The organism is Streptomyces griseobrunneus (assembly GCF_046713465.1).
GTDB lineage: Bacteria > Actinomycetota > Actinomycetes > Streptomycetales > Streptomycetaceae > Streptomyces > Streptomyces microflavus.
On the sequence record NZ_CP177080.1, the window covers coordinates 8,204,498 to 8,230,475 of the forward strand.

The 25,978-nt window shown below is 66.6% G+C and carries 15 protein-coding genes; 13 read left to right on the forward strand and 2 right to left on the reverse strand.

The window, feature by feature from the left end; all coding sequences use genetic code 11:
• Positions 1-155 precede the first annotated feature (155 nt).
• On the forward strand, positions 156-2,300 hold the full coding sequence (locus ACK8N7_RS37310; RefSeq protein ID WP_500445609.1) for a DUF8841 domain-containing protein: 2,145 nt from the start codon (positions 156-158) through the stop codon (positions 2,298-2,300).
• 43 nt (positions 2,301-2,343) lie between these two features.
• Here ACK8N7_RS37310 and ACK8N7_RS37315 read toward each other — a convergent pair whose 3' ends face one another.
• Positions 2,344-2,727, reverse strand: a complete 384-nt coding sequence (locus ACK8N7_RS37315; protein ID WP_500445611.1) for a hypothetical protein — start codon at positions 2,725-2,727, stop codon at positions 2,344-2,346.
• 759 nt (positions 2,728-3,486) lie between these two features.
• On the opposite strand from ACK8N7_RS37315, the gene tpg reads away from it, so the two are divergent.
• From tpg to ACK8N7_RS37330, 3 genes are all read left to right on the forward strand, one after another.
• Positions 3,487-4,062 (forward strand): telomere-protecting terminal protein Tpg, encoded by a 576-nt coding sequence (tpg, locus tag ACK8N7_RS37320; RefSeq protein WP_500445613.1) that lies wholly within the window; start codon positions 3,487-3,489, stop codon positions 4,060-4,062.
• Positions 4,063-4,101: 39 nt separating this feature from the next.
• Positions 4,102-5,064 carry a hypothetical protein gene (locus ACK8N7_RS37325; RefSeq protein WP_500445615.1) on the forward strand — a complete coding sequence of 321 codons (963 nt, stop codon included), beginning with the start codon at positions 4,102-4,104 and terminating at the stop codon, positions 5,062-5,064.
• A 270-nt stretch (positions 5,065-5,334) separates the two neighbouring features.
• Positions 5,335-6,117, forward strand: a complete 783-nt coding sequence (locus ACK8N7_RS37330; protein WP_500440422.1) for an IS5 family transposase — start codon at positions 5,335-5,337, stop codon at positions 6,115-6,117.
• Here the strand turns inward: ACK8N7_RS37330 and ACK8N7_RS37335 are convergent.
• Positions 6,083-6,577 (reverse strand): hypothetical protein, encoded by a 495-nt coding sequence (locus tag ACK8N7_RS37335; RefSeq protein WP_500440424.1) that lies wholly within the window; start codon positions 6,575-6,577, stop codon positions 6,083-6,085. The two genes, ACK8N7_RS37330 and ACK8N7_RS37335, sit on opposite strands and share 35 nt — an antisense overlap.
• A 256-nt stretch (positions 6,578-6,833) precedes the next feature.
• Here ACK8N7_RS37335 and ACK8N7_RS37340 point away from each other — a divergent pair, with 256 nt between their 5' ends.
• From ACK8N7_RS37340 to ACK8N7_RS37380, 9 genes are all read left to right on the forward strand, one after another.
• Positions 6,834-7,112 carry a helix-turn-helix domain-containing protein gene (locus ACK8N7_RS37340; RefSeq protein WP_186785038.1) on the forward strand — a complete coding sequence of 93 codons (279 nt, stop codon included), beginning with the start codon at positions 6,834-6,836 and terminating at the stop codon, positions 7,110-7,112.
• A 313-nt stretch (positions 7,113-7,425) separates the two neighbouring features.
• Entirely contained in the window at positions 7,426-8,028 is a 603-nt protein-coding gene (locus tag ACK8N7_RS37345) for a helix-turn-helix domain-containing protein (RefSeq protein ID WP_500445617.1), read from the forward strand.
• Positions 8,029-8,050: 22 nt separating this feature from the next.
• Complete coding sequence (locus ACK8N7_RS37350) at positions 8,051-10,237, forward strand: hypothetical protein (protein ID WP_500445619.1); 2,187 nt, start codon at positions 8,051-8,053, stop codon at positions 10,235-10,237.
• The gene (locus tag ACK8N7_RS37355) at positions 10,237-10,950 is read left to right on the forward strand and encodes a helix-turn-helix domain containing protein (protein WP_500445621.1); all 714 of its coding nucleotides are present in this window, start codon (positions 10,237-10,239) and stop codon (positions 10,948-10,950) included. Before ACK8N7_RS37350 ends, ACK8N7_RS37355 begins: the two co-directional genes overlap by 1 nt.
• An 828-nt stretch (positions 10,951-11,778) precedes the next feature.
• Positions 11,779-12,729: a 5'-nucleotidase gene (locus ACK8N7_RS37360; RefSeq protein ID WP_500445623.1), complete on the forward strand. Its 951-nt coding sequence runs from the start codon at positions 11,779-11,781 to the stop codon at positions 12,727-12,729.
• A gap of 982 nt (positions 12,730-13,711) precedes the next feature.
• Positions 13,712-14,917, forward strand: a complete 1,206-nt coding sequence (locus tag ACK8N7_RS37365) for an SNIPE associated domain-containing protein (RefSeq protein WP_500445625.1) — start codon at positions 13,712-13,714, stop codon at positions 14,915-14,917.
• A gap of 1,173 nt (positions 14,918-16,090) precedes the next feature.
• Entirely contained in the window at positions 16,091-24,052 is a 7,962-nt protein-coding gene (locus ACK8N7_RS37370; RefSeq protein ID WP_500445627.1) for an RHS repeat-associated core domain-containing protein, read from the forward strand.
• Positions 24,053-24,055: 3 nt separating this feature from the next.
• Positions 24,056-24,658, forward strand: coding sequence for a hypothetical protein (locus ACK8N7_RS37375; RefSeq protein WP_500445629.1), 603 nt, complete (start codon positions 24,056-24,058; stop codon positions 24,656-24,658).
• Positions 24,659-24,798: 140 nt separating this feature from the next.
• Positions 24,799-25,875, forward strand: coding sequence for a Dyp-type peroxidase (locus ACK8N7_RS37380; protein ID WP_500445631.1), 1,077 nt, complete (start codon positions 24,799-24,801; stop codon positions 25,873-25,875).
• Positions 25,876-25,978: the final 103 nt, after the last annotated feature.

The following is a 25,978-nucleotide window of genomic DNA, read 5'->3' on the forward strand; positions in this document are numbered from 1 at the left end:
GATGGCTCTCTCTGCAGGTCAGGACGGGACGTATCGTTTTTCCGTCTGAAGAATAAAAAAACCTCTCCATGTGATGCTGCGTCGCGAACCGCAAGGCGAACGCCTTGCGGTGAAACCCTTTCCGGCCAGCAGCCCTCACGGGAGTTGAAGCGATCGTGGATGCCCTGTTCGACTCCGATGAGGTCTTCACCGCCAAGCCGCGTCCGGACCTTCCGCCCGCAGTCGAACGCGCCGGACTCCGCGAGAAATTCAAACTGACCCCATGGCAGGTCGCCGACGCGTGCGGCATCACCGAGGGGACTTTCCTGGCCTGGGAGAAGGGCACCTCAACCCCGCTCGGAGAGGAGGCCGCCACCTACGGCTACCTCCTTGCCACCCTGCAGGCCCATCTGACAGGCGAGCCAACACAGTGGCCAGTACCGACTCTCCTCCCGGACTGGGCCGCTTTGGGCCGCCTGAAGCACGAACTGACCGCCGCGATGACCGGAGCGGAACCTTGCCGACGCTGCCACGAGCCCACCGCGCAGCGCGTCGGCGGGCGACCCCAGCACCTGGGCACCCGCTGCCCCACCCCGGGCGTCCCACGTCCCCGCGCTTCCGTCGCAGCCTCCACAGCTCCGCGGCAGCCGCAGCTCGCCCCGGCCGTCTCCTTGCCCGCTCCTCGCGCCGCCCAGCCCGCCTCACCGCCGCGGCATCTGCACTACCCGGCGGCGCGAGGACGCCGCTACGGCGACGGCCCCCTGGCGGTACTCGCAAGCGATACCACCGGCCTGCTGGCCCACCTGGCCGACGGACGGGTCCGCCCCTGCCCCGCCAGAGACCTGCCCGGACTGCTGGAGTGGACCCTGCGCGCCCCACTGGGAGCCGCACCCATCCGCGCAGAGGGCCTGCCCAGCGGCCCCCTCCTGGTGCTCACCTCCACCGCGCTCGACCGGCTTGGCCTGCCTACTGAAGCCCCCGACCAGGCCCACCGCCACCCTCGCAGCGACCACATCCTGCTCAGACAACTCCGGTCCATCGGCTGGCAGAGCGACGACCACGGCCTGGGCCCCTGGATGCGCCTGCACCCCACCACCGGTGACCCGGCCTGCGAGAGCATTCACCTTGCGGTCACCACCTGGGGAGCGCTGCACCAGGACGCGTGGCAGCTGCCCGACGATCTCTCGCCCACACAACTCGCCGCCGCGATCGGCCAGTACGCCGACCTCGTACGCATCCCTACCGGAGCGCCCGGCACCTGCGGCCACCGCCTCATGAGCGACCTGCGGCCACCGGAGCACCGCCACACCGTCACCCGGGCCCTGGTCGCCTGCGGAGTACCCAGCGCCCTGACCACCCGCGCCGACCCGGCTCCCTGCGAGGCACCGCCCGGCCACCAACTCGCCGGCGACGACACCCTCGCCGACACCGACATCGACTGGTGGCGGCCCCCTACGTTTGAAGAAGCCTCACGCCCTCACGTGGTGTGCTTCGCAGTCAACCTCCACCACTTCGCCGACAGCAACAACATCCGGGTTTCCGACGCGCCGGCCCACCACGTCTACCACCCGGCCTTCGACCCGAAAACTCCTGGCAGCTGGCTCGTCGACCTCTCCGAAAGCGACCCGCACCCACTGCTGCCACCCGCCTTCGCCAGCAAAGGCATGGCCTGGCACACGACCCCTGCACTCGCCTACGCCGCCCTGCGCGGCCTCAGGCCCCAGCCTGTCCGGGCGTGGCTACGGCGCGGGAAATCAAATCCCTACTTCGATCCCTGGTACAAACATGTGCGTTTGGCCCGGCTCGCTGTCCTTCAGAGCCTTGGCCTGACCAACGACCTGGACACGCCGGACCTGCTCACCGCTCTCGGCGATCTGCCCCGCGCCGACCGCGTACAGAGAGCCCTGCTGAACGCCCTCGACGCCACCGCACAGGATGCCTTCACCATCCTGGACCAGCCACCCGCCCAGCCGGACCAGGCACTGCTGAACAACTGGACCACCCCCGACGACCCCACCTGGCGCCCCGACCTGCGTGCCGCGGTCACCGCCAACGCACGGGCCAACGTGCACCGCAAACTGAGCCGCACCGCCCGCGACGGCCACATCCCCCTCGCCGTCGCTGACGGCCACCTCCTCTACGCCACGCACACCCCCGACCTGACCGAGATCACCGAAGCACCCAGCTGCGACTTCAGGATCGGCCTCTCACCCGGCCAGATCAGACCCGTAGCAGTGCGTCCCATGGACTGGTACCAGGCCCAGTGCACCGACAACACCAACGCTGCACGCACCCTCAAGAACTCCTGCGCATCCTGGTGAACATCCCAGAAGCCCAGGCCCTGCCACGCCGCACCACCGCCACCTACTCCAGTACGGAAACCGGGCGCCCCAGCCGCCACGCAAGGCAAGAAGCGTCCTCCAACGGCCCCTGCCCGACCCCGCCCACATGGGGCTGCAGAACCGGCAGCCGCTGCGAAAGGTAGTCAGGCGGCGGCGCCTCCCGCCCCAACCGCGCCACCACAGGCTCATCCACACCATGCTGCAGCGTCCACTCCCGCAGCGCCCGATACCCGCCGTACTCCATCGGCGCGCTCATCCCCAACCGCTCACCGACAAAACTGATCCAGCGCCTCGACACCCAGCCCGGCGCCCCATTGTCGAACTCCCGCCCCCACCGCCGCTGCCGCTCATACACCGCCATCGCCTCAGCCACCACCACCGCCTCCGGGTACACCACCAGAGGCACCGACCACTCCTGCCGACCCGCCCCCAGGACTCCCTCACGCCGAGCCCACACCGTCTCCGACCCCATGAGCCGGCCCTGCCACCAACAGGCGGCCACCTGCAGCGCATCAGCCAACAACGCCCGCGCGTATGGCCCCACACGCCCCCGCATCCGCTGCCAGCGGCGATGCGCACGGACCACCTCCTCAAGCCCGGCCAACCCCACTTGGGCGGGACCTCCAGCCGCAGCATCACGCATCCAACGCCCGTGGCGCACACACACCTGCCAGACCTCACCGCTGGCACACCACACCGGAGCAACAATGTCCTCACGCCGCGCCAGACACCCCGCACACGGCTCCAACAGCGTCCACCGCTCCGGCCAAGGCGCCACCCTCACCGCCCTGCTGCCGCGCACCGGGACGCCCAGCGTAGGCAGACTCCGCCGCAGCTCCTCTGGGGTACGCCACGCCATCGTGGCCAGCCGCTCAACACCTTCATCGCTCAAGAACACCTCATGCGCCCGAGGATCCCCCCACTCCGCCACCCGCCCGCCGCCCGCGGCCTCCCGCAGGACCACACCGACCGGCCGATCGTTGACCCGCGCCAGCCGGCGGACGAACGACCCAGTCGCCTCACCCGGCACCGCCCGCAGCCCCACCGGCTGCGGCCCCGCCTGTCCCATCCCGCCCCCTCAATCCACCACCGAGCCCCTCACCACGGACAACGACCCATTCGCCCCACGGCAACGCGCCCCCGCCGCGCAGAAAGACACGCACCCGTGCCCACACCCCCAACCACATCCATCACCCACGCACTCGACCTCGCCGACGCCCGGCACTGGACCCGCAAACCGCCTACCCGCCCCGCCCCACGCCTGCGGTACCTCCTCACCGCCCAGGAGCCTCACGTCCTGGCAGCTCGCGTCTTCGCCTATCCCACAGCCATCGAACGCTGGGCCCGAGGAGACAGCCTCGACGACCTCACCCCCACCCACGCCCAGCTCATCGAACGCGAGATCTACCGCAGCTGGCAGCCGCTCACCCGCCGCCAAGCGCACCGCCAGATCCTTGACCACGAAGGCTGCGTCACCGCCCGGCTCCACGCCCGCTTTACCTACACCACCCTCACCGGCGAATTCCCCGACGACCGCCTACGCAACATCACCGAAGACCTCCCCGCTGCCCACGTCCGCCGCCTCTTCAACGCCCGGCACGCCGAATCCGCCGACGACGAACTGAGCCGCATCCTCGCCGACGCCATCGGAGAGGCCTACTTCTTCCGCGCACTGCCCCCCGACCAACAACAAGCCGCAGTAACCATCAGCGACCTGCACCTCATCCAGTTCCACTACTGACACCAGCAGCCACCCCCCCCACCCGTCACAGGAACAGCCATGACCCACATCTACGCCTTCCAGGACAACAACGGACAGTGGCACGGCGACCCCGACGCAGCCCCGGTCAACCCCGCCGACAAGCCCTCCCGCGGCTGGCTCACCTACCAGCCCGTTCCCGGCACCCCTGAAGCGAGCAGCCCCTTCGCCGGACAAACCCTCGCGGTCCTCTACGGAGTCACCGAACTGGAACCAGGACCAGTCATCTACCAACTCGACAGCGGTGGACGCTTCCAAGCCACCTGGTACGTCCACACCCTGCTAGCGACACCTGTCGGCTCAGCCGTCATCCCTCCACAGCGCCGCGACCAACCCCCCACCCCCAGCCTGGAAAACAGCCTCACCCACAACGGCCGCCTCTACGCCCTGACCGCCACCACAGGCGCGAACGGGCACCTCACCACCGAAATCACCGTCACCGACAACCACGGCGAAATCCAGGCCGAACTGCGCGGAACCCTCAACCTCACCGACCTCCACCCCCTTGCCCGCCTCCTGCACGCAACCACCCCCGACTCTGCCCCACCGGCCGACAGCTACGAGCGAACCTGGAGCCCGGCCGACTCCACCAGACTGGCCAACCGATTCCGCACAGAGAGGGACTTCGGTGCCCTCGCCCAGGAGTTCAACTGCCGTCGCAACGACATCTACCGCCGTCTGCTCGAACTGGAACTGATCACCGCCCCCGCCCCCGCCCAACGGCGTCAGGGACGACCCCCGCAACCTCAACCCGCTCCCACCCCATCGCCTGTCCTGCAGCAGCGACGCCTCCAGCACAGCAACTCCCACGCCCGCTGGACCGAACAGGAGGAAGCCCTACTGGCCCGCCAATGCGCAAGCGGAGCCTCAGTTGCGCAGCTCAGCCAGGACTTCGGGCGCAGCGAACTGGCCATCGAGGCGCGCCTGCGCCAGATCGGAGCTGAGGGCCCCGCAGCTGACCAGGCAAGACTCAACGTTCTCTAAGTAGCCGTTGTTCTATCGATCATGGTGGGTGTGAGTTCGAGTGTGGTTGCCCGGCCGGGTGATCTTCCGGTGGTCTGGGCATGAAGGCAGGGCCTCCCGAACAGCTCGTGGGTGTCGAATCCATCCGAGCGTCAGGAGACCCTGGTGCCGCAGTCTTTCGTGCTGTCCACCGCGTCGTCCAACTCGTCTTCCCGGTCGTGTGACTGCCTCGCCCACGTGTACGGGAACGCGGGCGATCGTCCGAGCCGGGAGCCTCGGTATCCGTCGGACATGACGGACGCGGAATGGGCCGCGGTCCGTGCCGCACTTCCGGTGCCGGCCTGGTTGGAGGGCCGGGGCGGGCAGCCGGAAGGCTACTGCCACCGGCAGATGGTCGACGCGGTCCGCTACCTGGTCGCGGGGGGTATCTCCTGGCGGTCGATGCCCGCGGACTTCCCCGCGTGGGACCGCGTCTACGCCTTCTTCCGACGCTGGCGCGACAAGGGCTGGACGGCCGAGTTCCACGACCGGCTGCGGAACCGGCTCCGTGAAGCGGCCGGCCGCGACCGGGAGCCGACCGCGGGCATCATCGACGCCCAGTCAGTGAAGGCGGCTGCGTCGGTGCCGGCCGCGACCAGGGGCTTCGACGGCGGCAAGAAAGTCAACGGCCGTAAGCGCCACATCGTGGTGGACACCCTCGGCCTGCTCCTGGCCGTCACAGTCACGGCGGCGTCCGTCACCGACCGGGACGCGGGACAGACACTGCTGGCCCGGCTGCGCGAGCGGCACTGGCGCATCACGCTGGTCTGGGCCGACGGCGGCTACACCGGCCAACTCGTCGACTTCGCCCGCAACGTGCTGCGGATCGCGCTGACGGTAGTCAAACGCAGCGACGACACCACAGGCTTCGTCGTCCTGCCGAAAAGATGGCTTGTCGAGCGCACGTTCGCATGGCTGATGCACTCACGCCGCCTGGCCCGCGACTACGAAACCCGCACCGACAGCGCCGAGGCGATGATCAGGTGGTCGATGAGCATGGTCATGAGCCGCCGCATCGCCCGACGACGGCACTGAACACCCCCGGACGTTCCTCCGCCAGCCAGCCCCGCGCGGCCAGGCGTTTCACCTTCGACCGCACGCCCTCCACCTTCGCGGGCACCGGCTCCAGCCCGACCGCCACCGCGAGCTGCCGACAGTCCATGGCCCCGGCACGCGACCCGTTCTCACCAGTCAGAGCGTCCACGAGTTGCTGGTAATCCGGCGCCAGCGCCGCAGCAGCGAGGCCTTCCCGCCACACCGGCACCACCGAGCCGGGCACCGCACCCACAACCCGCGCCGGCCCCTCGCCGACCACCACGACCGGTGACACGTCCTGGCCTCCGCACGGTTCCGCCAGGACCTCGGCCACCGTCTCACGGGCGATTACGAACCGCTCCCACACGGCCTCTGCCTCCCGCAGCTCGGCCTGAAGGGCGTCCACCCGCTGCCGAGCGGCGCGTTCACGCTCCTCCAATAGCCCCATCACCGACGGCATCCGGCACCTCCACCGAAGAGACGACACGACATCTCGTCCCTGCCACCGAAACACCGGCCCCATCCCTGACCAGCGGAAACACACCCATCACGCTCGGAAAGACAACGGCTTCTAAGAGACGTACCCTCCCGCCGGCTGACGCGGGTCACCTCGAGGGCCTCGTCATCGCGGAGACGCCCACATACGCGGGGTGATCGGAAGACCACAGCACGCTAGGGTGCCTTGAGAACGTCTCGTCCTCGAAGGAGCCGTGCGCGTGGACACGTCTTTGGCACACCGGTTGCGCGCCACCGTGGCAACGCTCTTGCACGAAACCGGCGAGAGCCAGGCGGGGCTGGCCGAAGCCATCCGTGTGAGCCAGGCCCAGGTCAGCCGCCGCCAGAACGGAGCGGCTCCCTGGGGCCTCGACGACTGTGATCTCCTGGCCGCACACTTCGGCATCGACGTGATGGACCTTCTGGCCGGCCCCTCTCCCGCTTTCCAGGCACTGCAGCGCAAGCGCGTGCAAAAAGCACAAGAGATCGCGGACTGCTGAAGGCCTCGCCTTGGCAGGGCGAGGCGGCGCAACCGTAGAGATACGGCGATTCGACGGACCCCTCGGGGCACGGCGAATCGCGGCGTCACACGCTTCCAGGTTCGGTGCATATCTCAGCTGCTCCGGGTGCCGGTGGCGACGGGCGCCGTCGCCTGCGGATGCGGTTGCCAGTCGCCCCCTAGGTCGGTGAATTCACAGGCAGGCGCAACAAGCCGAGACGAGTCAAATCAGATAACTGATGCAACTTGCATAGTTGGTGGGGGTGGCGGTAGCGTCACGGCAGCAGGCACCCCGACCGATATGAAGGCTCGTCATGCTGCTCACGACAGGGCAAGCCGCCGAAGAGCTTGGCTGCGCCGTCACCACCTACCGGCGCCTCATCACCGCAGGCGTGCTCCCGGAACTCTCCCGGCGCGGCGTCCGCGTGATGACACCTCTCTGGGTAGTCCGAGCCCTGCAAGAGCGCGCCCACCCCACCTTGAACCGCCTCAACGTCAAAGAAGTTGCAGTACTGCGAGTCGACGCGGCACGCCCCAGCGAGGACAACCAGCAGGAGCCGATCGGATACGCGGCAGACCTTGACCCCGACGTACTCCTCAACCGCTTGAGGGGCTGGTGGCGCTGCGACGCTGCCAGCGTGGCGGCCGGGGGAGTGCTCCCGGTGACCCTGTCCGGCTACGTGGTGGCCGTCCTCACCGGCCTGAACCGCTGGGGAAAAGGCAGCGGCGGGCGGCACGCATTTCCGGACGCCGTCCTGGCCGGACACGTCACCGACCTGGCCACCCCGGTCAAGCACCTGACCGCACCGCAGCAAACCGACCGGGACATCGCGGACCTCCTCCTGGGCACCCGCTTGCCCTCGCAGTCGAGCGGCGCGATCGCGTACGTCTCCACCAAAAGCCCTTCCGCCAACTGACCTGCAGGTACAAGGAATCGTGATGGACGCAAAGACCTACAACGCGGAGCTGGCCGAGCTGCGCGTCCTGCGGGACGGCATCAGGAAGGCGCAGGCTGCGCTGGAGAAACTGGAGACGGACCGCGCCCGCAGGATCACCGCGCTCGCGGGATACGAGAAGGCGAAGGCGGAGCGCATCGCTCCCGCCGCCGGGCTCAGCCTGGCCGACATCGTGGCGATCGCCCCCATCCTCGCCCCCGACCGGCTCATCACCGCAGCACAGCCAAACCCTGCTCCCGTTCCTCCGTCGCCCGAACCGGCAGCTCCGCCCTCCCCGGCCGTCCAAGTCCCCGAGCCCGCCGGGGAAACAGCACTGCCCGGCGGCACCGAACCCGCACAGACCCCGGCCCAGACAGGCACGGTCGCCCCCGCCATGACCCGCCCCGCCCCTGAACCGGCAGCGGAATCGGAACTGCCCGCAGCCACGTCTGTGCCAGCCTCGGCCGCCGCCGCTCCTCTCGCGGCCCAGGGAGCACAGCGCACCCTGCCCGGTATCCCCGAAGGCCCTGATGGGGACCGTTGGTTCGCCCATACCGCGAACCTGGTCTCCGCGCACCCGAACTTCACCCAGCAGGCCCGCAGCACTGTTTTCCTCGACACGCATACCGGTGTGCTGGTCCACCGCGACCAGACGTTCCGCATCGACCTGCCGACCGCCAGCGCCGCGGAAATCCTGAACACCGTCTTCCACGTCCTGCCCGGCGGCGTCGAGCGGATCTACATCACCGCAGGAGCCCCCTGGCACCGGCAGGCCGACCAGCACCCCTTCCTCAAGGACACCGTCGCCGCCTGGCTGAACGCCCCCACACCCGGCTGGCGCACGGACACCGGCCGCGGCAAGGACCGGATGGCCGGCCACTTCGTCCACCCCCGCAACCCCGTCGGCCGCTACCAGCGCGAACACGGCGACCAGCACGTCGAGATCCGCTCAGCGGGGGAGTGGTTCGACACCGAAGGCACTGAGCCCGCCGTCATCCGGGACGCGTTCGTCCTGCTGTGGAAGGCCCTGCGCCGCCACTGGCCCGACGCCGTCCTGATGGGCTCACCGTCCCAGACCGGCCGTGACCTGTGGACCCGCACCATCCCGACCAAGGGCCAGCACGCGGACGGTTACCCCGTTCTGTCCGAAGAGCTCCGCGGTCTCTTCCACGCCACCGCAGGGCAGGGCCGCACCGAACTCATCACCCCGCCCCACGTTCCCGCCCAGCTCCCCGCCCTGGTCGAGTACGACCGCACCTTCGCCTACGCCAAACACACCTGGAAATCCGGAGTCGGCACCCCCCGCCGCGTCACCGCCGCCACGTTCGCCTCCTGGTCCCAGAAGGAACAGACCAAAGCCCTGTTCGCCTGCGGCCACTGGCACGTCCGCGTCACCGTCCCCGACACCTGGACCCACATCGGGATCCTCCCCGCACCCGCCCCCGGCGACCGCGCCTGGCACTACCCCGCTACCCCCGGCACCACCTTCACCACCTGGGCCGGCGGACCCGAAATCCACACCGCCCTGTCCAACCCCCACACCCCGTGGAAGATCGAGATCCTCGACGGGATCCTCTTCGACGACGGCAAACCACTCGACGACTGGTCCAAGAAACTCAAGGAAGCCTGGTCCTCCCTCACCGCCCAGGCCGACCTGAACGGCGACCCCGACCAGCGCACCGCCGCCCACCTCGCCGCCCGCGCCGTCCGCGCCCTCCTCCTCTACGGAATCGGCGCCTTCGCCCAACGCCCCCGCACCGTCACCGGCACCACACCCCGCACCATGGAACGCGACGTCCCACCGGACGCCGAAATCATCGGCTTCGACGACCAGACCATCACCTGGCAACGCCCCACCGGCTTCACCCGCGACCCCAACGCCCACCCCGAATGGGCCGCCCACATCTGGTCCTCCGCCCGCGCCGCCCTGCTCTCCCAGCGCCACCGCGACGACAACACCTACGCCGGAGCCCTCCACGCCCCGCCCGGCACGATCGTCGCCTTCCGCACCGACGCCGTCTACCTCACCCAGCCCCAACCATGGCCCCACCACGGCCAGCCAGGCGACTACCTCAACAAAGGCCACCTCACCGGCCCCATCCCGGCCCCCGCCACCGAAGACGAACTCCTGACCCTCCGCGACAGGGGCCGCGCCGCCCACCACGCCGCGCCCACCCCTGGGAGGGCCTGATGCCACCGCGCCGCAAGCGCCCCCCGGCACAGCACCGCAACGAAGCAGCCCGCCTCGCCGACCAACTCCAACAAGCCGGCTACACCAAACGCGACATCGCCCGCATCATCAACCGCGACGCCTCCCTCGTCTCCCAGTTCTACACAAAGAACAAGGGCGCAGCCTTCGTCCCCGCCCTCACCCAGGTCCTCACCGCCGTCCACACAGCAGGCATCAGCGACATCACCGAACTCGCCTCCATCGCCGCCCCCCACACCACCCGCCGCACCACCGCCAGCGGCACCCGAGCCCGCGTCCGCACCAAAGCCGTCCTCATCACCCCCACCGGCACCGGCACCGGACGCGCCGGAGCACAGGCCATCGCTTCCGGCTCGTCCCGGCTACGCCCCCTGATCGCCGAAGCCGCCCGCCAGGGCCTGCGCCTGGCGTTCACCGTGCGCCTCGCCAAGACCGGATACGTCCACGTGTCAGGAAGCCGCACCGACTCACCCGGCATCCGCCGCGACGTCATCCAGCGCGCCGACCACACCGAGGAACGCTCCTACGGGTCCGCCACAACGGGAGGTTTCGCGGCAGCCGATATCGCCCGCCGTGTCGACGCGGCGGGCGGAGACGTCACCACGGCCATCCACCAGTGGCTGGTCGAAACCGGCCGCATTCATGCCGACGCCCACATCACCCACCTGGAAATCCGTACCTGGCGGCATCGTTGACCTCGCCGGGGCAGCACAGCCAACCCAACAGCCGGCCGGGAGCGATGCCTATGCGCACCGGCTGATCGTGGCAGCCGACCGTACGCCCCGAACGGCACAAGAGCCTTCGGCGTACAGGGCGTGGCTTGTCTGAAGGAGGGGGTCTCCCTCGTGGCTGACTGTGCGCTCTTCAATCGTCTTGGCTGGGTCGGTCTACCTGGCGGATCAGAGGGCACCCCCGGTTCCTCGCTCCGATTGCATACCGGGGCCCATTGGCAAAGATGCCCTACCTCGGGAAAGGCTCCAGAACGACCACTGCCCGGAACTTGGAGGCACCGATTTCCAGCCACACCTGCAGGGTGCGAACACCTGGTGAGCGTGTGTATCTACACCTCACGACCAGTCTTGGGCCGAGCGACACGCTGGGGCGCCCGCGCACGGGACGTGACCTCAGGATGCGGGCGAGGCCCGCCTGGACAGGCGTGATGGTGAAGGCCACAGGACGGGCGGCTGCCGACGGCGAGGCGGATCTTGGCGGTCAGCCCCCCCGGGGAGGCCGACCGCTGGTCCCCGACCCGAGCCGAAGCCGACCGGACTGGTCCTGGCCCGGGGCATCTAGGCTGAGCCTCGTCACAGGTGAGCGAGTGTTTGTGTGTGGCTATGGACCGTTCGAATGCCTGACAGTCCCGCCCGTCCTACCGCGTAGAACGCAGGCCAGGCACTCCCGTCCTCCGCGGAACGCAGGACAACAGCGCCTCCAGGCTGCCCGTTGCAGGTGCGGCAAGCCCGGCAAAGAGACTGATGCGATGATTGAGAGCACAGAGAACAGGCTGATCAAAGGGGTTTCTGGTGGCCGCTTACGAACTGGCGAACCGGCTTGTCATCGGCATCGCCTCCAGCGCGCTGTTCGACCTCGCAGAGTCCGACGCGGTCTTCCGCGAGCAAGGCGAGGAGAGCTACCGCGCCTACCAGGAAGAGCACCTTGAAGACACGCTGCGCCCCGGTGTCGCCTTCCCGTTCATCCGCCGCCTGCTCTCGCTGAACGACCTGAACGACGAAGCCGACCCTCTGGTCGAGGTCATCGTTCTGTCCCGGAACGACCCCGTCACCGGACTCCGGGTCATGCGGTCGATAGAGACACACGCGCTGCCGATAAGCCGGGCCATCTTCATGCAGGGCCGCTCGCCCTACAAGTTCATGCCCGCCCTCAACATGTCATTGTTCCTCTCAGCCAATGCCAGCGACGTCCACGAGGCCGTCTCCCAAGGGCTGCCGGCAGGGCACGTTCTGGGCGAGCCCTACGGGGACGACACCAGCGACCGTGACCTGCGCATCTCCTTCGACTTCGACGGCGTTCTTGCCACCGACGCATCGGAGCAGGTGTTCCAGACGGGAGGTATCGAGGGCTTTCGCGCCCACGAAGTTCTGAACGCCGCGGTGCCGCATGACGCGGGACCGCTCAAGGAGTTCCTTGCCAGCATCAACCGGATCCAGCAGCGGGAGGAAGAGGAGCGGCAGAAGACTGCCCACTACCGCATTCGCCTCCACGTATCACTCGTCACCGCCCGCAACGCCCCCGCGCACGAGCGTGCAGTGATGAGCCTGAAGCGCTGGGGGGTGACGGTCAACGATGCCTTCTTTCTCGGAGGCATCGACAAGGGCGAGATCATGAAGGTTCTCAAGCCGCACATCTTCTTCGACGACCAGGCAAGCCACCTGGCCAGCACCTCACGGACCACCCCGAGCGTTCATGTGCCCTTCGGCAAGATCAATGAGCCGAGCAGTCTCGAGGAGCCCTGACGGGACGAGGACGTCTTGCCTCGCCTGTGTGTCCTTCCCACATGGCGCGCCTGACCTGACCAGCGCTGAGGTATGCCGCTCCAGCAGGGGTTCTTCAGCGCGGGAGGGCCCCGCAGACCGGGCTTTGCCTCTGCCTAACCTGGAGCCGCGTTCGGGGTCGCACCGGCGAGGAGTGATCGCCGGTGCGACAAGGTTGATGATGCCGCACGAGCCGGTCGGGCGGGCACCCGAGGCAGCAGAAGGTCGACGCCCGAGGGAATGGAGGAGCCACAGGGCCATGACGGAGCCCTGCGAACAGTCGTCGTTCAGCGTCCCCGCCACCCGGCTAACTGATCGTTTCAATATGAGCTGGTGGGCGCTTGGCATCGGGATACGCCGTAGGTGAGCCGCCAAGAATGGTCACCGACCGGTGGATGACTGTCCCAGCGCGGTCTGCGCGTCGACTGCCGCGAGCACAGTGTCAGCGAGTTCCGCGACGGACTGTCCGCCGCCTGAGGTTCTGGCCCCCATAGGCCAGCCAAGGCGCCTTTTGCGCCGCTTTTCGTGATCGGCTCTTTTCCCGGCAGGCTGCGCGGCATGATCGCGAGAGTTGCTCTGGGTGTGTCACCCAACGGTGCCCGGGTGGGGGAGTGCGAGCGTGAGCGTGAATGGGTTTCGTTTCAACCCGCCGCCGAACTGGCTGTTGCCTGAAGGGTGGGTTCCCTCGGACGGCTGGCAGCCTGACCCCTCGTGGCCGCCGCCTCCGCCGGGCTGGCAGTTGTGGCTGGCTGAGTCTCCCGACGCTCCGGTGACCGGTGCCATCCCTCACCAGTACGGGCCTCAGCCCGCGGCTCCTGCCGGCCGGAAGCGGGGCTGGTTCGGCCGTAGGCGACAGTCTGAGGCAAGTGAGCTCGAAGAGCTGAAGGCGTGGATCGCGCAGGCCCATGGCGCGGATGCCGCCCAGGTCGCTGGGCTGGTGCACCGCACGCGCCAGGAAGCGGCCGTGCTGCTGACCCAGGCCCGGGCGCAGGCCGAAGGGATCGTCGAGGAAGCACGCCAGGCTGTCAAAGACGTCAAGAGGGAAGCCAAGCAGGTCGCCAAAGACGCCGAGACAGCCCGCAAGGAAACCGAGCGGCAGCGCAGTGAGATCTACCAGGCCGAGAGCCGTCTGACCGAACTGCGCGCTCAGATCGTCACCACCGACGAGACCGTCCTGCTGCAGCAGGCGGGAATCTACGCCTACCGGCACCAGCTTCACGACGCGGTCGCCTACCGCAGCCGCCTGGACTCCCTCAAGGCAGAGATCAAGGATCTTGCACGCAACAATCAGGCGGTCCTGGCAGCTACGGACTGGACCGTCAACGGCTCCGCGCGCGAGGGCCGGAAGATGATCCGCGACTTCTCCAAACTGATGCTCCGCGCCTACAACGCAGAGGCCGAGTACGCGGTGCGCACCATGCGCCCCCACCGCCTCACCTCGCTGGTCGACCGCCTCTACAAGAGCCGGGAGACCATCGCCAGACTCGGCGCCACCATGCACATCCGCATCTCCGACGCCTACCACGACGCCCGCGTCCGCGAACTGCAGCTGACGGCCGACTTCCTGCAGAAGAAGGACGAGGAGAAGGAAGCCCAGCGCGAGACGAGAGCCCGCGAACGCGAAGAAGCGGCAGCCCAGCGTGAGCTGGACCGCGAACGAGAGAAGCTCAACAAGGAACTCAACCACTACGAGGCCGCCCTCGAACGCCTCCGCTCCCAGGGCAACCACGACGCGGTACGCGACATGGAAGCCAAACTCGCCGAGATCCAGCAGGCACTCCAGGACGTCGACGCACGGGCGGCGAACGTCCGCACCGGCTACGTCTACGTCGTCTCCAACATCGGCGCCTTCGGGGACAGCATCGTCAAGATCGGCATGACCCGGCGTCTTGAACCCCTCGACCGCGTCTACGAGCTCAGCGGCGCTGCCGTCCCCTTCCGCTTCGACGTCCACGCCCTGATCTTCAGCAAGGACGCCGTCGGCCTGGAAACCCGCCTACACCAAGAATTCGCCGACCGGCGCGTCAACCGCGTCAACAGCAGGAAAGAGTTCTTCTACGTCACCCCCACCGAGGTACGCACCGCACTGGAGCGCTTCGCAGGAGAACACCTGGTGGAGTTCAGCGAGACCCCGCAAGCGCTTGAGTGGCGTGCCAGCAGGACAGGCTGACGCATCGCGACGCAATCACTGCCCGTAAGCCGGGCGAGCACGTGGCCTTCCGGCCGAGCCGGAGGGCGACAGGCGGCTGCACTGCGCGACGAAGACGGTGCAGCCCCCGGTCAGCCGCAGTCAGCACCCGCTCAGACAGAAGTGATCCCTCCCATGACCTCGTACGCCTTCAGGCCTTCACACAGATCAGCTGCTCCGGATGCGGTATCAGCCGCATCCGGGGAATCATCTGCTCTGACTGCGGTCACCGTCCCCAGCCATGGGAAGATCGACACGGTCGGCAGAGCACGCCGCGAGGCCGCTGCTGAGGCGCGAAAGCTGCTGGCGCAGCCCGTCGCCCCACTGCCCACCGGCCCGCTCGGAGTCCCCGAGACCCTGCACGCCGCTCTGTTCCAGCGTCTCGCAAAATGGCACAGCAGCTTCTTCACAGCCGTAGCAGAGGCAGCACAGGCCACCGACGGTGGAGCGGCAGACCTCAAGGCCTGCCCGCTGAGTTCACCGAACTTCGCGCCTTGGTGCACAACACGGACGCCAGAGGCCCGCTGACAGCACTGCCCACCATCCTGCGTGAGCTTGTCGCCGAACTGACCTCGATGATCCATGCGCACCTTGCCGCACTGCTGGCCGCCACCCCGCTCGAGACACAGAAAACACGGGACAAGCCCCAAGCCACCTCGGCCGCGCCGCGGAACTCATCAAGACCGCCATCGACGCTGCGGACGGAGCGGAACTCCTGGCTGCCAAGCGGGACACCTCGCGGATTGGTGGCCGGATCGTGCCGCTGATTTCCGGGCTGATGTTCTGCCCTTCGGGGTGGGTGGTCGAGGGCCTGCTTTCCGTCATGGGAACTGTTTCAGCCTGCCGGTCCGGCGATGGTGTGGCGCTCCGTTGCGTCATTGGGCGAAGGCTTTCCAAAGGCGCTCAACTGCACCGGACGGCGCGGTGCGGCGGGGTGTGTACGCCTCCGCTTGCCGGCTGTTGTGTCTGCGCCGTGCTCATCCGGTGTTGGAGGCGTCAGGACTGTCTCCGGCAGCTCGTGCTGGCGGATCTCGGCCAGATCATCTGGGCTCTCTCGTGCGCCTGGCTCCCTGTGTGTAAGTTGTGACGCCTTATGTGCAAGGCGTGAACTTGTGTGTTCTTGCGCGGTCGACGGGGTTGCTCTGGGGAGGGCAAGTGCTGTTGCACGGGGAGCTGTTCGGGGTGCGCAGGGGAGCACGGCGCCCATGGCTTGCGGTGGGCATGCTGGTGCTGGCTCTCTCTGCAGGTGCGGTGTCAGCAGAAGCTGTGCCGCCCTCGCCGAGCTCGGCGCCGGTCTCGGGTCAGTCTGCTGCTCCTCCCGAGTCGCGGCCGTCACCTCAGCCGGCAGCAGAGGCCGAACCGGGTGCCCCTGGCCCGAAGAAGGCGAAACCGGGTACGCATGGTCCGGCTGCTGCGGTCGCGGGCATCAGCAACGCCGTCTACGCGTATGACGCCCTGGGGCGCATGGTCGGGGTGACGGATCCTGCTGGGGAGACGGCGCGTTACCGGTTCGACGCGGCCGGCAACCGCCTCGCCATCGAACGTTTCCCCTCCGGCGTCCTGTCGGTGCTGTCGGCGGTGCCGGTACGGGCTCCCGCCGGAGCGAAGCTGACGTTGTCGGGCACCGGGTTTTCTGCCACTGCCGCGAACAACACCGTGCTGTTCGGCGACAAAGCCGCCGCGGTCATCTCTGCGACGGCTACCCGGCTCGTGGTGACGGTGCCGGCGGGAGCGGCTAACGGCAAAGTCTCCGTGAAAGTGGGGAGCGCGAACGCACAGTCACCTGAGACGTTCTCCCTGGCCCCGTCAGGGCCGGTCATCACCCAGGCCACTCCGAACTCTGCCGCACCCGGCGCCCAGATCGTGCTCGCGGGTTCGGGCTTCTCCCCGGTGGTCACTGACAACGTGGTGCGCTTCAACGGCGGAATGCTGGGTGAACTGGTCGCCGCGACGACTACCTCGGTGACGGTCAAGGTGCCTGAAGGGGCCAAGACCGGTCGCCTTCAGGTGGAGACACCCGACGGGCTCGCGACCGCGGCCACCAACTTCACGGTCACACCCGGCAGCGATGACGGCACCTTCGAGATGACGGTGCAGACATCGGTGACGGACGAGACTCCTCCTACCGTGGCGGTGACAACGCCGAACAAGCAGGCGCAGGTGCTCTTCGACGCTGAGCAGGGCGACGACATCGGGTTCGGTGTGAGCGCTTCAACGTTCGACTCCACCATTGTTCTGAGGCTCTACGACCCGCAGGGCGGCCAGGTGGGGAGTGCGACGTCACTGAACAAGCAGGGAAACTGGGAGGCCCGCGAACTCGCCATGGGCGGAACCTACTCCCTGGTGATCGACCCCGTGGGCGCCACGATCGGTGCGGCTACCGTCACCGTGTCCAAAGCATCCGGCGGTGTGCTCGACCTGGCGGCACCGACCGCGGACACGTCCCTGCAGCGCGTCGGTCAGGAAGGCCACTGGACTCTGGCAGGCACCAAAGGCGAATCGCTCAGCGTCGGCATCGACGCGACCAACATGACCAGGGGCACGTCCATGCACGTGGTCCTGCTGGGACCGGACCGGCAGCAGGTCGCACAGGCTTACGCCAACGGCGGATCCGCTATCCAGCTCGACATCGGAGCGTTGCCCTCGACGGACCTCTATGATCTGTGGCTCGACCCGGCCAACACGGCAACGGGCACGGCTCGCGTGACGGGCTCCCGCTATGCCGATGCGGGGCAGCTGTCCGCCACCGGTCCGGGAACCGAACTGGCGATCACCCGCCCGGGACAGAACGGCATCGCCCAGTTCTCCGCGCAACTAGGCCAGCGGGTGTCCCTGGGCGTCAAGGCCAAGGATTTTCCGTCCTACACCTCGATGAAGGTCATAGGACCGGACGGCAGGGCTCTCGACGGCGGGTTCATCGCGCCGTCGAACTCCTCCAGTGAGTGGGACAGCCCCGTCCTGGCGGCGAGCGGAATCTACACACTGAAGCTGGAGCCGGAGCAGATCGGCACCGGCACGATGACGATGACGCTGTCGACGCCCGCCTTCAGCCCCGAACTCACCAGGACCGGTCCCGCGGGCACGGTGACCATCGACCGGGCCGGCCAGGACGCGGAGACAACCTTCCAGGCCACGGCGGGCGATGACCTGTCCCTGGGCTCCAGCGGCAACACCTTCACCACTTCGGTCTTCGTCACGGTATTCGCACCTTCGGGAGCGAAAGTGATCGACAGCCAGAGCCAGTCCGCTGGAAGCACACGCACCTTCGTTCTGGAAGACCTGCCCGAGACGGGCCAGTACCGTGTGCTGATCGACCCCTACCAAGGGGCAGTCGGCACCCTGCAACTGGCACTGTCCGCAGATGTGGTGAGCACCCTCCCGGTCGACGGAGCAGCCCAGCCGCTCGCCATCGCGCGAACCGGGCAGCGGATCCGGGCACAGTTCGAAGCACCAGACGCAGAGTTCTTCGGACTCGCCCTCACCGACGTCGCGCTCACGACCTCCGGAGAGGCCCGCCTGGTGGGCCCCGCAGGGGGAACCGGTACCTACCTCGGTTACGTCCCGGCCAGCACTCCCGTGGCGTTCTATCTCAACAGTCTCACCCCCGGCACCACATACACCGTGGTGATCACTCCCGACCAGGGCGGTACCGGGACTGCGAAAGCATGGCTCTCCACTCCTGTCCAGGCAGGCTCCCTCTCATCCGGGCAGCCCACCGCTGGCGGAACGATCACCCGCCCGGGCCAGCAGTTGCAGTTCACCTACGACGCGGCAGCCGGCGCAGGCGCCGCCCTGGTCATGAGCGGCAACACCCTCCCCGGATCCAGCCGCATCGCTCACTGGGCACCAGGAGCAACAACAGCAGCAAACCTGGGCTCCATGACCGGCACCGGATTCGACGCATCCCTCAGAGCCCCGCTGGCCGCCGGCAAGCACAAAGTGCTCATCCAGCCCAACACACCGGCACAGGGAAACACCACAGCCACCCTGCTCCCCGACGTACAAGCACCCCCACTGACCGTCAACGGCGGCAAGAAACCCGCAACGATCACCACAGCAGGACAGAACGCCCGCTACACCTTCACCGGCACCCAGGGACAGAAACTCACCCTGACCCTCGACACACCCCCCGGCCCCTGGAAACTGTCTCTGTGGAGCCCCGCCGGCAGATGGGTCTACGACGCCACCTACATGACCACGACGACCCTCTCCAAGGACCTCACCACCCTGCCGGAAGTCGGCACATACACCCTGACTGTCGACACGGCCACCGCCTCGACCGGCACCTACAACCTGGGACTCACCACCACCCCTGCCGCGGCAAAGACCCCCACCGACAGGCAGACACCTCCCCAGAGCGCCAGCCCGGAGAAGAAGCCCACAGACAAGAGCGCCGACGCAGGCATCATGCCGACGGGGGCAGACACCTGGCAGCCCGGCGCAGCCAATCTGCAGGGCCGCGACTGGACCACAGCACGCGGTGACGCCCCCAAAGCCCCCGCACGCCTCAGGGCACCCCCCGGAACAACCGCTCTGACCGGCCGCGTTCTCCGCCTCGATGGCAAACCGCTCGCAGACGTCACCGTGCGAGTCGGATCACACCGCAGCCACACCGACGCCCAGGGAAGATTCCTGCTGGCCCACATCAGCCCGGAGTCGACCACCCTCGTCGTGGACGGCGCCAGTGCCAACACCAAGCAGCGCCAGTACGGCCGATTCGACATCCGCATCCACCCGGAATCCGGCCGCAGCGTCGACCTCGGATTCCCCATCTGGCTGTCCCCACTGGACACCAAGCACACCATGTCCTTCGCTGCCCCGGCGAAGAAGGACATCACGCTGACCACCCCGCAGATCCCCGGCCTTGAGGTCCGCATCCCCAAGGGCAGCGTGGTCCGGGATGAGAACGGCAAAACCGTCACAGAGCTGGGGATCACGGCCATCCCGATCGACCGGTCCCCGTTCCCCCTGCCCAAGAACGGTGTCGTCCCGGTCTACTTCACGGTCCAACCCGGGGGGACGTATGTGTTCCCCAAGGGGGCGCAGATCATCTACCCCAACTACACCCGTGAAGCTCCCGGAACCCGCGTCGAGTTCATGGACTACGACCCCAAGGGGAAGGGATGGCACGTCTACGGGTACGGGCGGGTCAGCCCGGACGGCAGGCAAGTGGTCCCCGACGCCAAGACCCGCGTGTGGGCCTTCCACGGGGCCATGTTCAACATCGCCGACCTCGTCCCCTGGGACCTGACCGGACTACGCGATGTCATCGACTGGCTCGAAGGCGACCCGGTCGACCTGGCCACGGGCATGCTCACCGACTCCAGAACCGACCTGGGCGTTGCCGACCCCCACAAGTCGGCCGAGGTGAACCGCACCTACTGGCAGGGCGACACCCGCAAACGAGCCTTCGGGATCGGCCGGGACCTGTCGTACAACGCCTTCCTGCACTCCGAGGAGCAGTACACGGAAGTCGACCTCTACCTGCCCGGAGGACAGAAGATCCACTACGTCCGGACCACACCAGGCACCGGATTCGACAACGCCTTCTTCGAACCGATCGACACTCCCACCGGCTTCCGCGGCTCGACGATCAAAGTGGTCAACAGCCAGTGGGAACTGCGCTTCAGGGACGGAAGCGTATGGGTCTTCCCGCTCTACTCACCCCTGAAGGAAATCCGTGACCGGCACGGCAACGCCCTCAAGCTGACCCGCCGCAATGGCAACCGAGGCGACCTCATCCGGATCACGGCCCCGCAGGGTGGATGGATCATCCTCGAGTACGACCTTGAGCACCGGGTGCGCCAAGCCCGTGACAACGCAGGCCGCACCACCTCCTACACCTATGACACCGCAGGCCGGCTGAGCACAGTCACCGACCCTGCCAACAAGGTGAGCTCCTACACCTACGACGGCACGTCGAACCGCATCAAGACAGCCAAAGACGCCCGTGACATCACCTACATGACCAACACGTTCCACCCGGACGGCAAGCTCAAGGACCAGGTCCTCACCGAGAACCAGAAATACTCCTTCGCCTACACCCAGACGGGCACCGGCCGGATCACCGCCACAGACGTCACGAAACCCGGCGGCGAAGTACGCCGCGTCGAGTTCAACACCGCCGGCTACGGAGTACTGGACATCGCCGCGCGCGGATCTGCACTCGAGCGCAAAACCCAGTACGTGCGCGGCCCCTACAACCGCATCGACGCCATCATCGACCCCTACCAACGCCGCACAGAGCTGACCTACGACGCCAACGGCTACGTGACGAAAACCGTCGAACAAGCCGGCACCCCCAATGCCCGCGCCTCGGACACCGCCACCTTCAACGGCCCCTTCGACCAGCCAACGAAGATCACCGACCGGCTGGGCAACGACACCCTCTTCGACTACTTCACCAACGGTGACCTGAGAACAGTCACGGACCCGGAAGGCCGTAAAACCTCCTTCACCTACCAGCCGGACGGACAGATCACCTCCGCCACCGACCCGTCCCAGGCTGTGACCGAGTACACCTACCGCAACGGCCAACTGATCGCGGTCAAGGACGCAGAAGGACGGATCTCGGGACAGTTCACGGACGCTGCCGGAAGGCTGTCCGCTCTGAAGGACCCCGCCGGCTCCCAGACCACCGTCGCCTACGACAAGCTGAACCAGACACGCAAGATCACTGACCCACTGGGCCAGAGCACCAGCTTCGACTACGACGACAACGGCAACCTGACCACTCTGACCGATGCCCGCAACAACGCCTCCATCTGGGCCTACGACAACGCTGACCGGCCGAAGTCCGCAACAGACCCGCTCGGTGCGCAGGCCAGCTTCGAGTACGACGCGGCCGGCTTCCTGAACAAGGCGACCAGCCGCTCCGGCCTGGTCGCCACCACCGAACGCGACCTCCTCGGCCGCACGAAGAACGTCAAGTACGGCGTCAACGCCCTGGGAGTGGCGGAGTCCACCGCCACCTACGAATACGACGCTCTCGACCTGGTCAAGAAGGTCACCGACACCCAGGCCGGCGCACAGACCTTCGCTTATGACGCCTACGAGCGACCCAAGACGGTCACCGGACCGACCGGAGCGGTCGGCTACACCTACGACGCTACGGACCGCCGCGAGACCATGACCGCAGGCGGAGCCACCACCACCTACGGCTACGACCGCTCCAGCATCCTGACCTCGCTCACCTCCCAGGGCCGCCAGGTCACCTTCCACCTCGACCCGACAGGCCGGGAGAAGAGCGCAGACATACCCGGCGGCTTCACCCGCACCACCGGCATCGACAAAACCGGTGCCATCCAGTCGATCGCCTACACCCAGGGCACCAAGAACATCGGCCAGCTCGCCTACACCCGCGACGAGCGCGGCCTGCAGACAGGCCTTACCGGATCGCTGGCGAACGTCGCACTGCCGGCCGCCGAAACCGGGGCAGTCTTCGGCAAGGACAACCGCATCACCACCTACAGCGGCCGATCCTTCACCTACGACGCCGACGGCCAGCTCAAGAACGACGGCCTGCGCACCTACACCTGGAACGCCCGCGGGCAGCTCACAGGCCTCAACCGCAGTGGCCAGAGCAGCACATTCGGGTATGAACCGCTCGGCACCCGGAACTCCAAGACCGTCGCAGGAGGTCAGACAAAGTTCCTGACCGATGGATCCAATCCTGCCGTCGAGCAGGACAGTGCGGGGGCCACCAAGGCAACGGTGGGCATGTCGGGACTGGATGAGTTCCTGACCCGCACCGAAGGCACCAAGACACAGGTCTATCTCACCGACGCGCTGGGCACCGTCCTCGGCCTGGCCGACCCGGACGGCACTATCGCCACCAAGTACACCTACGACCCCAACGGACAGCCCACCACCGCGGGCGCCACATCCTCCAACCCGTACACGTTCACCGGACGCGAGAACGACGGCACAGGCCTGCTCTATTACCGGGCCCGCTACTACGACCCGCAGACCGGGCGCTTCATCTCCCAGGACCCCATCGGCCAAGCCGGAGGCATCAACCTCTACCAGTACGCCCTCTCCTCACCGACCACCTACACCGACCCCACCGGCAACACCCCCATGGCCGCCGCCTGCATAGCCGGCGGACTGCTCGACGGAGGCCTGGACTGGCTTGGCCAACGCCTCTCCGGCCGCAAAGTCAACTGGGGCCAAGTCGGCACCGCAGCTGCAACGGGGTGCCTGTTCGGCATCCTGGGGGCAGGAATCGGCTCCAAACTTGCTGGCGGTCGCTGCCTCACCGGCAACAGCTTCACCGGCGACACCCCCGTCGTCATGGCAGACGGAAGCCGCAAGACCATCAAGCAGGTCAAGGTCGGCGACGAAGTCCTCGCCACAGACCCGAAGACTGGTGAACGCGGCCCCCGAAAAGTAACAGCTCTCATTGAGGGCAGCGGGAAGAAAAAACTCGTTGACATCTCCGTCGAAAGCCCGGGTGGCCCCACCGACAGCATCGTCAGCGCCACGGAGGGGCACCCGTTCTGGGTGGCGGACAGCCAGGAGTGGGTCGAAGCAGGGCAGCTCAAAGCAGGCCAATGGCTACAGACCAGCGCCGGCACGTGGATACAGGTCGTTGCCGTCCGCGCTTATGGCGAGGCAACAACGGTTTACAACCTCACTGTTGAGGACCTACACACCTACTATGTACTGGCGGGCGCCACCGCAGTTCTCGTGCATAACTGTGGAACCGGAGTGGAATCCAACGGCAAGTCTGGCGACCTGCCGTTCGAACAGATCGCGGCCGATTTCGACGGGGTATCCGCCATTGCGGCTGGCTCTCCAGGGTTCTCGCAGGCAGTCGCAGGGGGCGGCAGATTTCTCTGGACGGTAGGAGAGAGCGGTAACCTGAACATCGTTCGCAACTTGCCCGGGATTCACCACACGATAGCCAGCGGTGGATCTCCGGTCGTTGGAGCTGGGCAGATTACAATCGGAACCGGCGGAAGAGTCACCTCGTTCGACAACTTCACAGGTCACTACACACCAAAATGTGCCGAATGTGCCGCTTCTTTCGTCAGAAAGGGTGTAGATGCCTTCGCTGAAGTCGGAATTAGAATACCACTAGCAGTCATTCGAGACTTTGGCGGGAGAGCACCGTAGGAAATGAAGGTAGATTCAGATCTTCAGGAAATGCGAGATGTCCCTGAAGGGCGGCTTGATGACTGGGTGTCTCGCCGCTTTCCTGACGGCACCTCTCCGCAGTGGTGGCTATCGATCTTCGAGTCCCTGGAGCTCGGCGCCGCCCCCTTTAGGGAAATTTCTCCTGATCGACGCACAAGTGACCTAAACCTCGCCGCAGAGGCCATTGTGCTGGCTGTGGAGATTGAGGGTATTCGGGCTGCGATCGGAGCTTACTGGATTCTCAGAATTGCAACGCTCACTCTCCGATTCGACCCTCCGATATCCGGCCTACCGTACATCCTTACGCCGGATGGATCTGCAGAGTGGGCGCTACGGAAGATCCCCATTACGCGCGAACATGCAATCGCGGAATCGGGTAGGCGCGAGGCCGAGTACCTTAATGCAGATGAGGGGTTTTACGCGCCTGTTGGCGAGGATATGACGCTGGCAGATGAAGTAGCTTTTTCGGAGTTGCAAGATGTTGAGCTCATCCTTTCAGCTCTCGCGTGGGTATTTTCTCACGTCAAAGAAGAGGGGGTGCAAAGGGAAATTCACTCCTGGATGGAAATCCAGGGAATCTTGTGAGTATGCTCGCAATGAGGCGAGTGGGCGTAGGATGGGTATTTTTGTGGTGTCTATACAGTGATCGAAAATCTTCTTGCTGTAAAAGTAAATGATGCCGGTCTTTGCCCGCCTAAAAGTTGATGCGAAGGAGATATAGGGGCATGGTGAGTAGACGCTTCCTGCTGGCTGCCACTGGAAGTATCTCTGCGGGTGCCTCGATTGCGGCAGATTCTGCAAAGCCCAGCCGTATTGTTAAATTTCAAACTTTTCCCGACTTCGCTCGGCAGATCTGGATGCAAGCCCCCAGAAGGCGTGTTTTGTGTGTGGTGCTGGACGTGCTGCAACCAGATGTATCACGATTCTCCGTCGCCTTTGGGCAACTAATTAAAGGTGTCGCTCGGGAGAATGTGGGGAGCGTAAGTATCAGTGTGGGGCTGGGTAGTTCTCTTTTTTCTAACGCCCACACCCTGGGGCCGCGTCACCTGAAGCCCATGCCCAGTTTCTCTGGCGACCTCTTGGATGAGTCGCAGACTCATGGTGACGTGCTGGTGTATTTGGAAAGTGGCAGTGCGGCTGATCTGGAAGACGCCGCAAGGAGGCTTCTTTCTGTCATGCCGGTGTGGAGGCAGCGCTGGAAGATCGGCGGTTTCAGGAAAGAGAATCGGACCCAGGGTGGTAAGTGGCTGGCGCGTAACCCGTTTCATTTCACGGAGGGGTTCGGTAATCCGGATAGTGAGCGGGAAGTCGTCGACCGTGCTGTCGTTGTCCCGGGGCAGGGTGAGCCGGTCTGGGCCGAGGGCGGGAGCTACCAGGTGATTCGTATCGTGCGGTTCGCGACGGATCTCTGGGACCGGGACTCGGTCGACGAGCAGGAACGCATCATCGGGCGCCGGCGGGAGGGACGATGGCTCGATGGCACGCCGGGGGAGGAGCAGCCGAACTTCGCCGCTGACCTCCACGGCAAAGCCACGCCCCTGGACTCCCACGTACGGCTTGCCGCACCTGACCGGCGTAACCCGCCGCCCATGGTGCGTCGTAGCTACAGCTACGACAGGGGTGATGGCGACAGCGGCCTGATCTTCTCCTGCTTCCAGAGAGATCTCGTCCAGGGCTTCGAGACGGTACAACGCCGCCTGGAGGGCGAGAGCCTGGCGAAGTACGTCCTCACCACAGGCGGTGGCTACTTCTTCGTCCCCCCGCCAGGTGATAGCTGGACAGAATCCCTCCTGCCGTCGTAGACCGTCAACCAGGCTGTTCCTCACGGCAGGGGATGCTCCGGCCACTGTGCCTCGGTCAGTTTGAGTAGAACGCTGCTGAGGTGGGTGGTGTACTCGGTAACTG

Coding starts and splice junctions, on each gene's coding strand:
- ACK8N7_RS37325 (WP_500445615.1), top strand. CDS start 4,102: ATGACCCACATCTACGCCTTCCAGGACAACAACGGACAGTGGCACGGC.
- ACK8N7_RS37330 (WP_500440422.1), top strand. CDS start 5,335: ATGACGGACGCGGAATGGGCCGCGGTCCGTGCCGCACTTCCGGTGCCG.
- ACK8N7_RS37335 (WP_500440424.1), bottom strand. CDS start 6,577: ATGCCGTCGGTGATGGGGCTATTGGAGGAGCGTGAACGCGCCGCTCGG.
- ACK8N7_RS37345 (WP_500445617.1), top strand. CDS start 7,426: ATGCTGCTCACGACAGGGCAAGCCGCCGAAGAGCTTGGCTGCGCCGTC.
- ACK8N7_RS37350 (WP_500445619.1), top strand. CDS start 8,051: ATGGACGCAAAGACCTACAACGCGGAGCTGGCCGAGCTGCGCGTCCTG.
- ACK8N7_RS37355 (WP_500445621.1), top strand. CDS start 10,237: ATGCCACCGCGCCGCAAGCGCCCCCCGGCACAGCACCGCAACGAAGCA.
- ACK8N7_RS37375 (WP_500445629.1), top strand. CDS start 24,056: ATGAAGGTAGATTCAGATCTTCAGGAAATGCGAGATGTCCCTGAAGGG.
- ACK8N7_RS37380 (WP_500445631.1), top strand. CDS start 24,799: ATGGTGAGTAGACGCTTCCTGCTGGCTGCCACTGGAAGTATCTCTGCG.